Origin of the sequence: Kitasatospora sp. A2-31 (genome assembly GCF_022288725.1) — a bacterium.
Lineage (GTDB): Bacteria > Actinomycetota > Actinomycetes > Streptomycetales > Streptomycetaceae > Kitasatospora.
Map to the genome: position 1 here is coordinate 1,012,221 of NZ_JAKNTA010000001.1, position 13,194 is coordinate 1,025,414.

The 13,194-nt window shown below is 70.3% G+C and carries 9 protein-coding genes, 1 pseudogene and 2 other annotated features (2 of these 12 running past the window's edge); all 10 genes and pseudogenes read right to left on the bottom strand.

Annotated features, from left to right (window positions below; genetic code table 11):
- Nucleotides 1-100: a sequence feature (most likely nonfunctional fraction of RNA operon), on the bottom strand (it extends 3,203 nt beyond the left edge of the window).
- Nucleotides 1-467, bottom strand: a sequence feature (mutual gap in cmsearch alignment for this rRNA model is longer than 100) (it extends 764 nt beyond the left edge of the window). (Overlaps the previous feature by 864 nt.)
- Before the next feature lie 467 nt (nucleotides 468-934).
- Nucleotides 935-2,620, bottom strand: a complete 1,686-nt coding sequence (locus MCM47_RS04690) for a ribonuclease J (RefSeq protein ID WP_238741283.1) — start codon at nucleotides 2,618-2,620, stop codon at nucleotides 935-937.
- A 170-nt stretch (nucleotides 2,621-2,790) separates the two neighbouring features.
- On the bottom strand, nucleotides 2,791-3,690 hold the full coding sequence (gene dapA, locus MCM47_RS04695) for a 4-hydroxy-tetrahydrodipicolinate synthase (RefSeq protein WP_238741285.1): 900 nt from the start codon (nucleotides 3,688-3,690) through the stop codon (nucleotides 2,791-2,793).
- Between the two features lie 214 nt (nucleotides 3,691-3,904).
- Nucleotides 3,905-5,134, bottom strand: a complete 1,230-nt coding sequence (thyX, locus tag MCM47_RS43965; protein WP_374209077.1) for an FAD-dependent thymidylate synthase — start codon at nucleotides 5,132-5,134, stop codon at nucleotides 3,905-3,907.
- A gap of 129 nt (nucleotides 5,135-5,263) precedes the next feature.
- Nucleotides 5,264-5,545: pseudogene (locus tag MCM47_RS04710) on the bottom strand (FAD-dependent thymidylate synthase); the annotation flags it as partial.
- Nucleotides 5,542-6,036, bottom strand: coding sequence for a hypothetical protein (locus tag MCM47_RS04715; protein WP_238741287.1), 495 nt, complete (start codon nucleotides 6,034-6,036; stop codon nucleotides 5,542-5,544). The gene MCM47_RS04715 and the pseudogene MCM47_RS04710, both read right to left, overlap by 4 nt.
- Before the next feature lie 25 nt (nucleotides 6,037-6,061).
- Complete coding sequence (gene dapB, locus MCM47_RS04720; RefSeq protein WP_238741289.1) at nucleotides 6,062-6,808, bottom strand: 4-hydroxy-tetrahydrodipicolinate reductase; 747 nt, start codon at nucleotides 6,806-6,808, stop codon at nucleotides 6,062-6,064.
- A gap of 14 nt (nucleotides 6,809-6,822) precedes the next feature.
- Nucleotides 6,823-8,175 (bottom strand): pitrilysin family protein, encoded by a 1,353-nt coding sequence (locus MCM47_RS04725; protein ID WP_238741290.1) that lies wholly within the window; start codon nucleotides 8,173-8,175, stop codon nucleotides 6,823-6,825.
- Between the two features lie 106 nt (nucleotides 8,176-8,281).
- A complete protein-coding gene (locus MCM47_RS04730) occupies nucleotides 8,282-10,489 on the bottom strand; it encodes a polyribonucleotide nucleotidyltransferase (RefSeq protein ID WP_238741292.1) in 2,208 nt (735 codons plus the stop codon).
- Between the two features lie 465 nt (nucleotides 10,490-10,954).
- On the bottom strand, nucleotides 10,955-11,245 hold the full coding sequence (gene rpsO, locus MCM47_RS04735) for a 30S ribosomal protein S15 (protein ID WP_238741294.1): 291 nt from the start codon (nucleotides 11,243-11,245) through the stop codon (nucleotides 10,955-10,957).
- Nucleotides 11,246-11,418: 173 nt separating this feature from the next.
- Nucleotides 11,419-12,876 carry a type VII secretion integral membrane protein EccD gene (eccD, locus tag MCM47_RS04740; RefSeq protein ID WP_238741296.1) on the bottom strand — a complete coding sequence of 486 codons (1,458 nt, stop codon included), beginning with the start codon at nucleotides 12,874-12,876 and terminating at the stop codon, nucleotides 11,419-11,421.
- Between the last annotated feature and the right edge of the window lie 318 nt (nucleotides 12,877-13,194).

Consider the following 13,194-nt stretch of genomic DNA (forward strand, 5'->3'; position numbering starts at 1 on the left):
TCTGCAGGTACCGTCACTTGCGCTTCTTCCCTGCTGAAAGAGGTTTACAACCCGAAGGCCGTCATCCCTCACGCGGCGTCGCTGCATCAGGCTTTCGCCCATTGTGCAATATTCCCCACTGCTGCCTCCCGTAGGAGTCTGGGCCGTGTCTCAGTCCCAGTGTGGCCGGTCGCCCTCTCAGGCCGGCTACCCGTCGTCGCCTTGGTAGGCCATTACCCCACCAACAAGCTGATAGGCCGCGGGCTCATCCTGCACCGCCGGAGCTTTCCACCAACCCCCATGCGGAGGAAGGTCATATCCGGTATTAGACCCCGTTTCCAGGGCTTGTCCCAGAGTGCAGGGCAGATTGCCCACGTGTTACTCACCCGTTCGCCACTGATCCACCCCGAAGGGCTTCACCGTTCGACTTGCATGTGTTAAGCACGCCGCCAGCGTTCGTCCTGAGCCAGGATCAAACTCTCCGTGAATGCTTGCCCGACTGTGCTCGATGAAGAGCTGCAGGCGACACACTCGCGTTGAGCGGCACGGCAACCACCGGAATAGGGCGGCCCCGCGCACTGCGTCCTCGCTGTGTTATTTCAAAAGGAATCTCCAACCCCAGAGAATCTGAGGCCGGGGATGTCAACATATCTGGCGTTGACTTTTGGCACGCTGTTGAGTTCTCAAGGAACGGACGCTTCCTTCAGGCGGCTTTCACACCGGCCCTCCGGGCGCTTCGTTCTTTCGTGTTTCCAGCTTATCAGATGATTTCCGCTCCGTTTTCCGGAGTTTCATTCATCCGATTCGCTTCGGCCTTTCGGCGCTCCCGAACTCTAGCAGAGTTTCTCGGGCCGTTTTCCCGCTCACCACTCGAAATTCGATTCGAGGGCTTCCGCAGGGGCCGTCCCGTGGGGCAACCCGGAGAACATTACGCACCGGGTTGCCCCACGTCAAATCACACCTCGACGACGACCGGCACGATCATCGGGCGGCGGCGGTAGTTGTCCGCCACCCACTTGCCGATGGTGCGGCGGACCAGCTGCTGCACCTGGCGGACCTCCAGGACGCCGTCGCTCGCGGAGCGGTCCAGCGCCTCCTGGAGCTTGGCCGCCACCGGGACGAACGCGTTGTCGTCGATGCCGGATCCGCGGGCCTGGATGGTCGGGCCGCCCACGATCTTGCCGTTGGTCGAGTCGACCGCCACGAAGACCGAGATGAAGCCCTCCTCGCCGAGGATCCTGCGGTCCTTGAGCGAGGCCTCGGTGATGTCGCCGACCGAGGAGCCGTCGACGTAGACGTAGCCGGCCTGCACCTTGCCGACGATGCGGGCGACGCCGCCCTCCAGGTCGACGCAGACGCCGTCCTCGGCGATGACCACGCGGTTGCGCGGCACGCCGGTGAGGATGCCCAGATCGGCGGCGGCCCGCAGGTGACGCCACTCGCCGTGCACCGGCATCAGGTTGCGCGGCTTGCAGATGTTGAAGAAGTACAGGAGCTCGCCGGCCGAGGCGTGGCCGGAGACGTGCACCTTGGCGTTGCCCTTGTGCACGACCTTGGCACCCCAGCGGGTCAGGCCGTTGATCACCCGGTAGACGGCGTTCTCGTTGCCGGGGATCAGCGAGGAGGCCAGGACGACGGTGTCGCCCTCGACGATGCGGATCTGGTGGTCGCGGTTGGCCATCCGGGACAGCGCGGCCATCGGCTCGCCCTGCGAGCCGGTGCAGATCAGCACGACCTCCTTGTCCGGGAGGTCGTCCAGCTGCTTGACGTCGACGATCAGGTTGCCGGGCACCTTCAGGTAGCCGAGATCGCGGGCGATGCCCATGTTGCGCACCATCGAGCGGCCGACGAAGGCGACCTTGCGCTTGTACTCGTGCGCGGCGTCCAGCACCTGCTGGATGCGGTGCACGTGGCTGGCGAAGGAGGCCACGATGATGCGCCGGTCGGCGTTGGCGAAGACGTTCCGCAGCGCGGCGGAGATGTCCCGCTCGTGCGGGATGAAGCCGGGGACCTCGGCGTTGGTCGAGTCCACCAGCAGCAGGTCCATGCCCTCCTCAGCCAGCTTGGCGAAGGTGGGGAGGTCGGTCAGACGGCCGTCGAGCGGCAGCTGGTCCATCTTGAAGTCGCCGGTGGCGACGACCATGCCGGCGGGAGTGCGCACGGCCACGGCCAGGGCGTCCGGGATGGAGTGGTTGACCGCGATGAACTCGCAGTCGAAGGGGCCGATCCGCTCGCGGTCGCCCTCGGCGACCTCCAGGACGTAGGGGCGGATGCGGTGCTCGGCGAGCTTGGCCTCGATCAGGGCGAGGGTGAGCTTCGAGCCGATCAGCGGGATGTCCGGGTTCTCCCGGAGCAGGTACGGGACGGCGCCGATGTGGTCCTCGTGGCCGTGGGTCAGGACGATGCCGTCGACCTTGTCGAGGCGGTCCCGGATGTAGGTGAAGTCCGGGAGGATCAGGTCGACGCCGGGCTGCTCGTCCTCGGGGAAGAGGACGCCGCAGTCCACGATGAGGATGCGGTCCCCGTACTCGAAGACCGTCATGTTGCGGCCGATCTCGCCGAGGCCGCCGAGCGGAGTGATACGGAGGGCGCCCTCCTTCAGGGCCGGAGGCGCGCCGAGTTCGGGATGCGGGTGGCTCAAAAGACTCTCCTCACGACGCACGCCATATGCCCGGGGTCCTCCCCCGCGAGACATATGGCGTGCGTACTCAGTGTCGGTTTCCTACTGGGTCGGTGCTCTCGCGCCTTCGTCCGGTTCAGCGGCAGACCTCCGGGAGGTCCGGCGAGCCGGGGCGCGCACGTCTGTGTCTGCTACAGGTTTACCCCGCCTGCGGCGAGATCCTTCTTCAATTGCGCGATCTCCTCGGGCGTCGCGCCGACCAGCGGAAGCCGCAGCGGTCCGGCGGGCAGGCCCTGGAGCTCCAGCGCGGCCTTGGTGAGGATCACGCCCTGGGTGCGGAAGATACCGGTGAAGACCGGGAGCAGGCTCTGGTGGATCGCCGTGGCCTTGGACACATCGCCGGCGAGGTAGGCCTCGATCATGGTGCGCAGTTCGCCGGCCACCACGTGCCCGACCACGCTGACCACACCGACGGCTCCGACGGACAGCAGCGGCAGGTTGAGGATGTCGTCGCCGGAGTACCAGGCCAGGTCGGAGCGGGCGATCGCCCAGGCGGCGGCGCCGAGGTCGCCCTTGGCGTCCTTGTTGGCGACGATCCGCGGGTGCTCGCCGAGCCGGACCAGCGTCTCGTGGCTCAGTGCCACGCCGCTGCGACCGGGGATGTCGTAGAGCATGACCGGCAGTTCGGTGGCGTCGGCGATGTGCGTGGTGTGCCGGTACAGGCCCTCCTGCGGGGGCTTGCTGTAGTAGGGGGTGACGACGAGCAGGCCGTGGGCTCCGGCGGCCTCGGCCTGGCGGGCCAGCTCGGTGCTGTGGTGCGTGTCGTTGGTGCCGACGCCGGCCACCACGTGGGCGCGGTCCCCCACCGCCTCCACCACGGCACGGACGAGGTCGGCCTTCTCGGCGTCGCTGGTGGTCGGGGACTCGCCGGTGGTGCCGTTGACGACGAGGCCGTCGTTGCCGGAGTCGACGAGATGTGCGGCGAGGCGCTGGGCGCCGTCGAGGTCGAGCCCGCCGTCAGCGGTGAACGGCGTCACCATCGCGGTCAGGACCCGGCCGAAGGGCGTCTGGGGGGTGGAGGTCGGAGCCATGCGTCCAAAGCTACTCGTAGGCGGTGGGGCGGTACCCAGGCCGGTCCAGGGTTCGGACAGGTGTAGCGCACGGGCGGCGGAAACGTGGGATTCCGGTGCTGCATGCTCGGGGGTTCATGCAGCACCGGAATCCGTGTCACGAGCGTAGGGAGCGGCCAGAAAAGCCGCAATCCAGACATGCCAGGCAAGCCGCCCATATGCCTGTCGGCCCAGGTCAGGGCGCGACTCGGCCGTGCTTCTCGAAGGCCGCATGGGTGAGCGGCATGAGCCGGGCCCACTGCTCCTCCATCTGCTCGGCGACCATCTCGATCTCGCGCTGGGGGAAGGAAGGCACGGCGGCGTTCTCCTTCTTGGTCCGCAGCGACAGGAAGTGCATCAGGGAGCGGGCGTTGCAGGTCGCGTACATGGAGGAGAAGAGGCCGACCGGCAGCACTGCGCGGGCCACCTCGCGGGCGACGCCGGCGTCCAGCATCTCCCGGTAGCGCCCGTACGCCTCGCGGTAGGCCGTCTCCATGGCCCCGGTGACGGTCTCGTGCTGCTCGGGGGTGCCCTCGACGAACTCGTAGCGGCCCGGGCGGCCCTCCTGGACCAGCTTGCGGTCCTCTCCGGGCACGTAGAACACCGGCTGCAGCTCGCGGTAGCGACCGGACTCCTCGTTGTAGGAGTTGTGGACGACGATGCCGTCGGCGAGGAAGTTGTGCCAGGGCCCCTCGACGGCGAGGTCGTACGTCATCTCTTCGCCGTCCTCGGCGATCCCGGTCACCAGGTCGGCCTTGGCCAGGGCCACCTTGCCGCCGCGCTTCGCCAGGGCCTGTTCGTCGGCGCTCTTCGCCGCGTGGCAGTCCTGGCAGGCGGGCGCGAGGTTCTTCTCGTCGAGCGCCTTGCCCAGGTCGAGCGCGACCGGGACGACGTGGTCGAGCTCCAGTGCCTCGCGGGGGAAGCTGCGGGAGCACAGGTAGCAGACGTCCAGCTCGTCGATGAGCCGATTCCGCTGCATCGAGGTCCAGACCCCGATGCCCCGTCGCAGGCTCGGCGGCACCAGGGCCTCGGAGGGGCGGGCCGCGGTACCGCCGGTCATCACCGCGTCCCCGACGGCCAGCTCCCCCGCCTTGCGCCAGCCGTCCGGGGTGAGGATCGCGTGGTCCCTGCTGCAGCGCAGTTGCTTTCCGCCGGCTGTGGTGAGCTTGATGAGCTTCTTGACGCCGGACTCCATGACGTCGACGATCTTCGCCCGCCCGGCGAGGAGGGTGCGCTCGTCGAAGCACCGCACGTGGTTGCGCCGGACCGACTCCAGCTTGCGCGTGCGCTTTCCGGGGTTCTGCTCCCGGAACTCCGCGACGGCCGCCTCGGCCGCCTCACGGGAGTCGTGCAGGCCCAGGTGGTGGGTCTCACCCTTGAACTTGACTTGCGCCCGCCATTTCTCGGACTTCTTGTGCCAGGTCACCCCGCCTTTCGGGGCCGCTACCCGGTCCTCGATGCCGACGTGCCACTGCTGGTGCAGCTCCGCGATGGTCCGACGCTTGAGGGAGCCGTCCTTGCCCTGCAGCGTGATCTCGGTGTCCCCGGCGAGGCACCAGCCGCTGCGGTGGCGGTGGAACTCGCGGAAGACGAAGATCGGCGCACTGATGAAGAAGGTCATCGAGTTGTGCTCGAACGGCGTGCCGTGGCGGTCCCGCATCAGGTAGTTGATCAGGCCCTTGGACTTCTCCGGGTCCTGCTGGAGCGCCTCCAGGGACTGTTCCCCCGCCGTGGAGACCCGGGCCGCCCAGATCACGTCCGAGTCGGCCGCAGCGCTGCGGACGAGCTCCACGGTGACGTCGCTTCGGAACTGGGGGGCCGTCGGTTCGTCGCTCACGCGCTGCTCCTCGCAGGGTTGTCGATGGTGGTGCGGGTGGTGCCGGTGGTACCGGTCGTGCGGTGCAGCCGGATCGCGTGCTGCATGGTCTTGCGGGCCCGGGGGGTGTCGCCGGCGTCCGCGTAGGCGACCGCGAGGCGGAAGAAGGCCCGCCAGTCGCCGGGGGCCGCCTCGGCCTCGGCCTTGCGGCGGGCGAACACGGCGTCGGCGGAGTCCCGGTCGATCCGCCCGCCGGCGGTGCGCTTCAGCTCGTCCACCGGCAGGCCGCCCTCGGCCTCCAGCTCACGGGCCAGCCGCTCGCTGTCGCGCCCGAAGCGGACGGTCTGGCGCAGGAACCAGACGCCGATCACCGGGATGACGAAGGCGCAGAGCCCCATGCCGATGCCGAGCGGCTTGCCGGTGGCGATGAGCTGGACGCCCTCGCCCACGCAGATCAGCGCCACCAGCAGCAGCACGCCGGCGAGGACGAAGAAGCCGGTTCGGGAGGTCACGTCGTACTCCAGGGGGCCGGCACGGTCACAGGTCCAGGAAGTTCTCGAGGCCCAGGGTGAGCCCGGGGGTCTCCACGACCTTGCGCACGCCGAGCAGGATGCCCGGCATGAAGCTGCTGTGGTGCAGCGAGTCGTGCCGGATGGTGAGGGTCTCGCCGGTGTCGCCGAACATCACCTGCTGGTGCGCGAGCAGGCCGCGCAGCCGGACGGCGTGCACCGGCACCCCGTCCACGTCGGCGCCGCGGGCGCCGGGGAGGCTGTGCGTCGTCGGGTCCTGCTGGCGCGGGCGGCCGGCCTCGGCGCGGGCGGCGGCGATCAGCTGCGCGGTGCGGGTGGCGGTGCCGCTGGGCGCGTCGGCCTTGCGGTCGTGGTGCAGCTCGACCACCTCGACCGACTCGAAGTACCTGGCGGCGGTCTGCGCGAACTTCATGCCGAGCACGGCGCCGATGGAGAAGTTCGGGGCGATCAGCAGGCCCAGCCCGGGCGCCTCGTCCAGCCAGCCGCGGACGGTGGCGAACCGCTCCTCGGTCCAGCCGGTGGTGCCGGTGACCACGTGGATGCCGTGGTGCAGGCAGTAGTCGAGGTTGGGCATCACCGAGTCGGGGTGGGTCAGCTCGACGGCGACCTGCACCCCGGCCTCGGTGAGCTCCTCCGGCTTCGACTCCCGGCCCAGGGTGGCGACCAGCTCCAGGTCGGGCGCGGCCTCGACGGCCTTGACCGCCTCGGAGCCGATCCGGCCCTTGGCGCCGATCACGGCGACACGCAGCGTCATGGTGAGTGTTCCCTTCAGGCCAGCAGGTCGGCGAGCCTGGCGGCCCGCTTGTCGGTGATCGGGCCGATCAGCGCCAGCGACGGCCGGTGGGCGCCCAGCACGTCGCGGGCCACTTCGTGGACGTCCTCCAGGGTGACGGCCGCTATCTTCGCGAGCATGTCGTCGACCGAGAGGTGGTGGCCGTAGCTCAGCTCGGCCTTTCCGATGCGGTTCATCAGCGAGCCGGTGTCCTCCATGCCGAGCACGGTGGAGCCGGAGATCTGGCCGATCGCCCGCTGGAGCTCCTCCTCGGTGATGCCGTCTGCGACCACCTTGGCGAGCTCCTCGCGGCAGATCCGCAGGACCTCCTCGACGCGCTTGGGCTGGCAGCCCGCGTAGATGCCGAAGAGGCCGCTGTCCGCGTAGGAGGAGGAGTAGGAGTACACCGAGTAGGCCAGGCCGCGCTTCTCCCGGACCTCCTGGAAGAGCCGCGAGCTCATGCCGCCGCCGAGGGCCGCGTTGAGCACGCCCATCGCCCAGCGGCGCTCGTCGTGCCGGGGCACGCCGGGCACGCCGAGGACTAGGTGGGCCTGCTCGGTGCCGCGGTTGAGCACCTCGACCTTGCCGGACGTGCGCAGCGCCTTGATGCCGCGCCGGGCCTCGGCGGGGCCGGCGTCCGACCTGGCCAGCAGCGGGGCGAAGGCCCGCTCGACCTGCCGGACGACCTTGCGGTGGTCCAGGTTGCCGGCCGCGGCGACGACCAGGTGCTCGGGGCGGTAGCGGCGGTGGAAGAACCCGGCGATCTGGTCCCGGGTGAGCGCCTTGATGGTCTCCTGGGTGCCGAGGATCGGGCGGCCCAGCGGGCCGCTGCCGAAGATCACCTTGGCGAAGAGGTCGTGCACCACGTCGCCCGGGTCGTCCTCGGCCATCGCCATCTCCTCGAGGATGACGCCGCGCTCGGCCTCCACGTCCTCGGGTCGGATCAGCGAACCGGTGAGCATGTCGCAGACCACGTCGATGGCGAGCGGCAGGTCGGTGTCGAGCACCCGCGCGTAGTAGCAGGTGTTCTCCTTCGCGGTGAAGGCGTTCATCTCGCCGCCGACCGCGTCCAGGGCGGCCGAGATGTCCAGCGCGCTGCGCCGCTCGGTGCCCTTGAAGAGCAGGTGCTCCAGGTAGTGGGTGGCCCCGTTCAGCTGCGGGGTCTCGTCCCGCGAGCCGACGCCGACCCAGATGCCGAAGGTCGCGGAGCGCACCGTCGGAAGGGTCTCGGTCACGACCCGCAGGCCGCCGGGGAGGACGGTGCGGCGCACCGTGCCGGCGCCGTCCGCGCCCTTGAGCAGGGTCCGGGTGGTGCCGGGGCGCTGCTTCGCCGCCGAGGCCTGGGCCACGGGGGTACCTCCGTAGAAAGCATGGGTGAACAACCGGGTGCGGCCCGCACGCCGACGGGGGCGTGCGGGCCGCGACCGGGCTCTAGGAATGGGGGCTAGCGGCGCTTCACTCGGAAGCGGCCTCGCCGCCCTCCTCGCCCTCGATGACGGGGATCAGGGAGAGCTTGCCGCGCGGGTCGATCTCGGCGATCTCGACCTGGACCTTGGCGCCGACGCCGAGCACGTCCTCGACGTTCTCGACGCGCTTGCCACCGGCCAGCTTGCGGATCTGCGAGATGTGCAGCAGGCCGTCCTTGCCCGGCATGAGCGAGACGAACGCGCCGAACGTCGTGGTCTTGACCACGGTGCCCAGGTAGCGCTCGCCGACCTCCGGCATGGTCGGGTTGGCGATCTGGTTGATCGTCGTACGGGCAGCCTCCGCCGAGGGGCCGTCGACCGCACCGATGTAGATGGTGCCGTCGTCCTCGATGGTGATGTCCGCGCCGGTGTCCTCCTGGATCTGGTTGATCATCTTGCCCTTGGGGCCGATGACCTCACCGATCTTGTCCACCGGGATCTTGATGGTGATGATGCGCGGCGCGTTCGGCGACATCTCGTCGGGCGCGTCGATGGCCTCGTTCATCACGTCGAGGATGTGCAGGCGGGCGTCGCGGGCCTGCTTCAGCGCGGCGGCCAGCACCGACGCCGGGATGCCGTTGAGCTTGGTGTCCAGCTGCAGCGCGGTGATGAAGTTGCGGGTACCGGCGACCTTGAAGTCCATGTCGCCGTACGCGTCCTCGGCGCCCAGGATGTCGGTCAGCGCGACGTAGTGGGTCTCGCCGTCGATCTCCTGCGAGATCAGGCCCATGGCGATGCCGGCGACGGCGGCCTTCAGCGGCACACCGGCGTTCAGCAGCGACATGGTGGAGGCGCAGACCGACCCCATCGAGGTGGAGCCGTTGGAGCCGAGCGCCTCGGAGACCTGGCGGATCGCGTAGGGGAACTCCTCGCGGGTCGGCAGCACGGGCAGGATGGCCCGCTCGGCCAGCGCGCCGTGGCCGATCTCGCGGCGCTTGGGCGAGCCCACGCGGCCGGTCTCGCCGACCGAGTACGGCGGGAAGTTGTAGTTGTGCATGTAGCGGCGACGCGTCTCCGGGGAGAGCGTGTCGAGCTGCTGCTCCATGCGCAGCATGTTCAGCGTGGTGACGCCCAGGATCTGGGTCTCGCCGCGCTCGAACAGGGCGGAGCCGTGGACGCGCGGGATGGCCTCGACCTCGGCGGCCAGGGTGCGGATGTCGGTGACGCCGCGGCCGTCGATGCGGACCTTGTCCTTGATGACGCGCTCGCGGACGATCTTCTTGGTCAGCGCGTTGTAGGCGGCGCTGATCTCCTTCTCGCGGCCCTCGAACTCCGGCAGCAGCTTCTCGGCGGCCAGCGCCTTGACGCGGTCGAGCTCGTTGTTGCGCTCCTGCTTGCCCGCGATGGTGAGGGCCTGGGAGAGCTCGTCCTTGACGGCGGCGGTCAGCGCGGCCAGCACGTCGTCCTGGTAGTCCAGGAAGACCGGGAACTCGCCGGTCGGCTTGGCGGCCTGGGCGGCCAGCTGGGCCTGGGCGGCGCAGAGCACCTTGATGAACGGCTTGGCGGCCTCCAGACCGGCGGCGACGACCTCCTCGGTCGGGGCCTCGGCGCCGTCGGCGACCAGCTTGATCGTCTTGTCGGTGGCCTCGGCCTCGACCATCATGATCGCGACGTCGCCGTCCGGCAGGACGCGACCGGCGACGACCATGTCGAAGACGGCCGACTCCAGCTCGCTGTGGGTCGGGAAGGCGACCCACTGGCCCTTGATGAGGGCGACGCGGACGCCACCGATGGGGCCGGAGAACGGCAGGCCGGCCAGCTGGGTGGAGGCGGAGGCGGCGTTGATGGCCACCACGTCGTACAGGTGGTCCGGGTTGAGGGCCATCACGGTGACGACGACCTGGACCTCGTTGCGCAGGCCCTTGACGAAGGACGGGCGCAGCGGGCGGTCGATCAGGCGGCAGGTGAGGATGGCGTCCTCGGAGGGCCGGCCCTCACGACGGAAGAACGAGCCGGGGATGCGGCCCGCGGCGTACATCCGCTCCTCGACGTCGACGGTCAGCGGGAAGAAGTCGAAGTGCTCCTTCGGCTGCTTGGACGCGCTGGTGGCCGACAGGACCATGGTGTCGTCGTCCAGGTAGGCGACGGCGGAGCCGCCGGCCTGGCGGGCCAGACGGCCGGTCTCGAAGCGGATGGTACGGGTGCCGAAGGAACCGTTGTCGATCACGGCCTCGGCGTAGAACACGTTCTCTTCCACCTGGAAGATCTCCTCTTTCGTACGTCTCCGGGAGAGCGCCCCCGCGCACAGCCGGTCGGTGGCCCTGGACCCTCTTGCGCAGAGGGAGGCAGTCGGGCCGGTCTTCGATCGAAGCCTCCGGCGGGCCCCGCTCGTCTGCGGGGCTTCCGGCGGCCACTACCGAGGACCGGCGCCTCTCGGCTGCCGGGCCTGGACGGGCGGTCCGCGTCTGGGCGCTCTCTCGGATGCGGGCGGCTTCCGTTTGAAGCCTTCGTCCCGCGGGGGGTCTGGGTCTTTCGCCTGGGTGGCGCGGTGTCGCGCCATCACCCGGCATGCCCACAACCCTACGGTGCAATCCTCGGCCACCTGGGGAGGTGCGCGCGAGTTGTTATGCGCGGTCGTCTGTCCGGTGCTCCGCGGGCACCGGCCGCGGCATACGCGCGAGGGGCGGCCCCCCGGTGTGGGGAGCCGCCCCGAGCGGCGGTCTTAGCGGGCGCCACCGGCGGCACCGCGGCGGATGCCCAGGCGGTCGACGAGCGTACGGAAGCGCTCGATGTCCTTCTTGGCCAGGTACTGCAGCAGGCGGCGACGCTGGCCGACCAGGATCAGCAGGCCACGGCGCGAGTGGTGGTCGTGCTTGTGGGCCTTCAGGTGCTCGGTCAGGTCCGAGATGCGACGGGAGAGCATGGCCACCTGGACCTCGGGGGAGCCGGTGTCGCCCTCCTTGGTGCCGAACTCGGCGATGATCTGCTTCTTGACGTCAGAGGCGAGTGCCACTGCAACTCCTTCGGGGTGATACCGAGCGGTCCTGGTCTACGGCACAGGACTCTGCGAGAACTCGGTGTCGCGGCTGAGTGCGGCCTGCGGTCTGCGACCCACGGGGGCGGACACACGGCTGCACTCGAAGAGCAAGCGTACCAGTGCCGCCCCGCGGCCCGTCGGCGGCCCGGTCAGCCGGTGGCGCCGCGGACCAGGGTGTAGACGTCGAGCACGGCGAGCGCCAGCGGGACGAGGGCGATCAGGGTGAGGCTGTCGACCAGGTCCAGGATGCGCCCCCAGAAGGGGGAGACGCCCAGCCGGGGCACCACCAGGGCGATCGCGGTGAGCACCGCGGCGCCGAAGGCGATCGAGGTGCCCAGCCAGATGGTCCGCAGGTCGACCTCGGTGGCGCTGGCGGCCTTGAGGATGAACAGCGGGGTGTGCAGGGAGAGGCCGACGATCAGCAGCGACAGGCCGATCAGGCCGGCGATGGTGAGGCTGAAGACCTGCGCGGTGTAGCGGAACAGCCGGGCGCGCAGCATGGTGGCGATGCCCAGGGTGAGCGCGAGCAGCTCCGGGAAGAGCGCGTCGGTGAAGCCGAGCACGGCGCAGGCGCCGACGATCACCGCGGCGCAGCCGCCGACCAGGCCGACGAGGACCTCGTGGCCGCGGCGGGCCTGGTGGGCGATCCGCTCGTACTGGACGGCCTCGGCGCGGCCGGCCTCCTCGTCGTAGTCACGGCTGCGGGTGCGGGTCTGGCCGGGGGCGCTGAAGCCGACGGGCAGCCGGGCGAAGCGGGCGGAGAGACCGGGCAGGAAGCCGATCACGGCGACGGCGGCGACGCCGGTGACGGCGGCGATGTGGCCGACCGGGGTGCCGGGCAGCAGGACGGCGGCGAAGCTGGCGAGGGCGCCGGCGGCGGCGACGAAGGCGGCGGCGACGAACAGCGAGTCCCGTTCGGGCAGCAGGCCGACCAGCAGCACGGCGACGACGAGGACGGCGACGCAGCCGGTGAGGAACTGCAGCCGGCCCGGGCCGTCCCAGGCGTGGGCGGGCGCGATGACGCCGCTGCCGCCGATCATGGCGTGCGGGAGGGCGCCGAGGCCGAGGGCGAGTGCGGCCCAGGCGTCCTGGTAGACCCGGGCGCGGACGCCGGCCAGGGCGGTGAGCACCACGGCGGTGACGCCGGAGAGCACGCCGGGCAGGCCGTGCATGTCGTGGCGCAGGTCGGAGAACCAGAGCGCGAAGCCGAGCAGGGTGAGCAGCACGCCGGCACCGATGAGGCCGAAGGCCCGCATCAGCTCGGGGCTCCAGAACCGGCGGTCGGCCTCGACGGCGGTGGCGATGGCGTCGGCGACGTCGTCGTAGACGGCCGGCGGGAGCGACTCGGCGAACGGGCGCAGGCTGAGCAGGTCACCGTCGCGGACCTGCTGGGCGGCGAGCGGCAGGCCGCTGTCGAGCACGGTGCCGTCGCGCCGGACGAGGTGGAAGCCGGTCGGCGCGCCGTCGGGCTGGGTCTGGCCGGACAGGCGCAGCACCTCGGGGTAGACGTCCGCGAGCGGGACGTCCTCGGGCAGGGCGACGTCGATCCGGCTGTCCGGTGCGACGACGGTGACCCGGCAGAAGCCGGTGGTGGCGGACGTGGTCATGCTGACACCTCGCCGGCGTTCATCGCGCACCCCTCGATCGCTCGACGCACTGGGCGCTCCCCCTTGTTGACGGTGCCGCCCTGCGGGCGGCGGTCGGTCTCCTGCTGCACTGCGCGGGCGCCGGGCCGGGGAACTCGTCCGATCCGGCCTTGAGTTGGCGCGGCGTTACCCTACCCGCTCCGTTCCCGGGTCCGGTCGAGCAGGGGCCGGTGGGGTGCCGCCGGTGGGTCGCCGGGGGCGACCAGTAGGATCGGCCCCTGCGCAAGGCGACGGGGGCAAGGAGCCGCGCTCCTCCCCGGGGCGCCTGCGGTCGGCGGA

Coding starts and splice junctions, on each gene's coding strand:
- dapA (WP_238741285.1), bottom strand. CDS start 3,690: ATGGCTCCGACCTCCACCCCCCAGACGCCCTTCGGCCGGGTCCTGACC.
- dapB (WP_238741289.1), bottom strand. CDS start 6,808: ATGACGCTGCGTGTCGCCGTGATCGGCGCCAAGGGCCGGATCGGCTCC.
- eccD (WP_238741296.1), bottom strand. CDS start 12,876: ATGACCACGTCCGCCACCACCGGCTTCTGCCGGGTCACCGTCGTCGCA.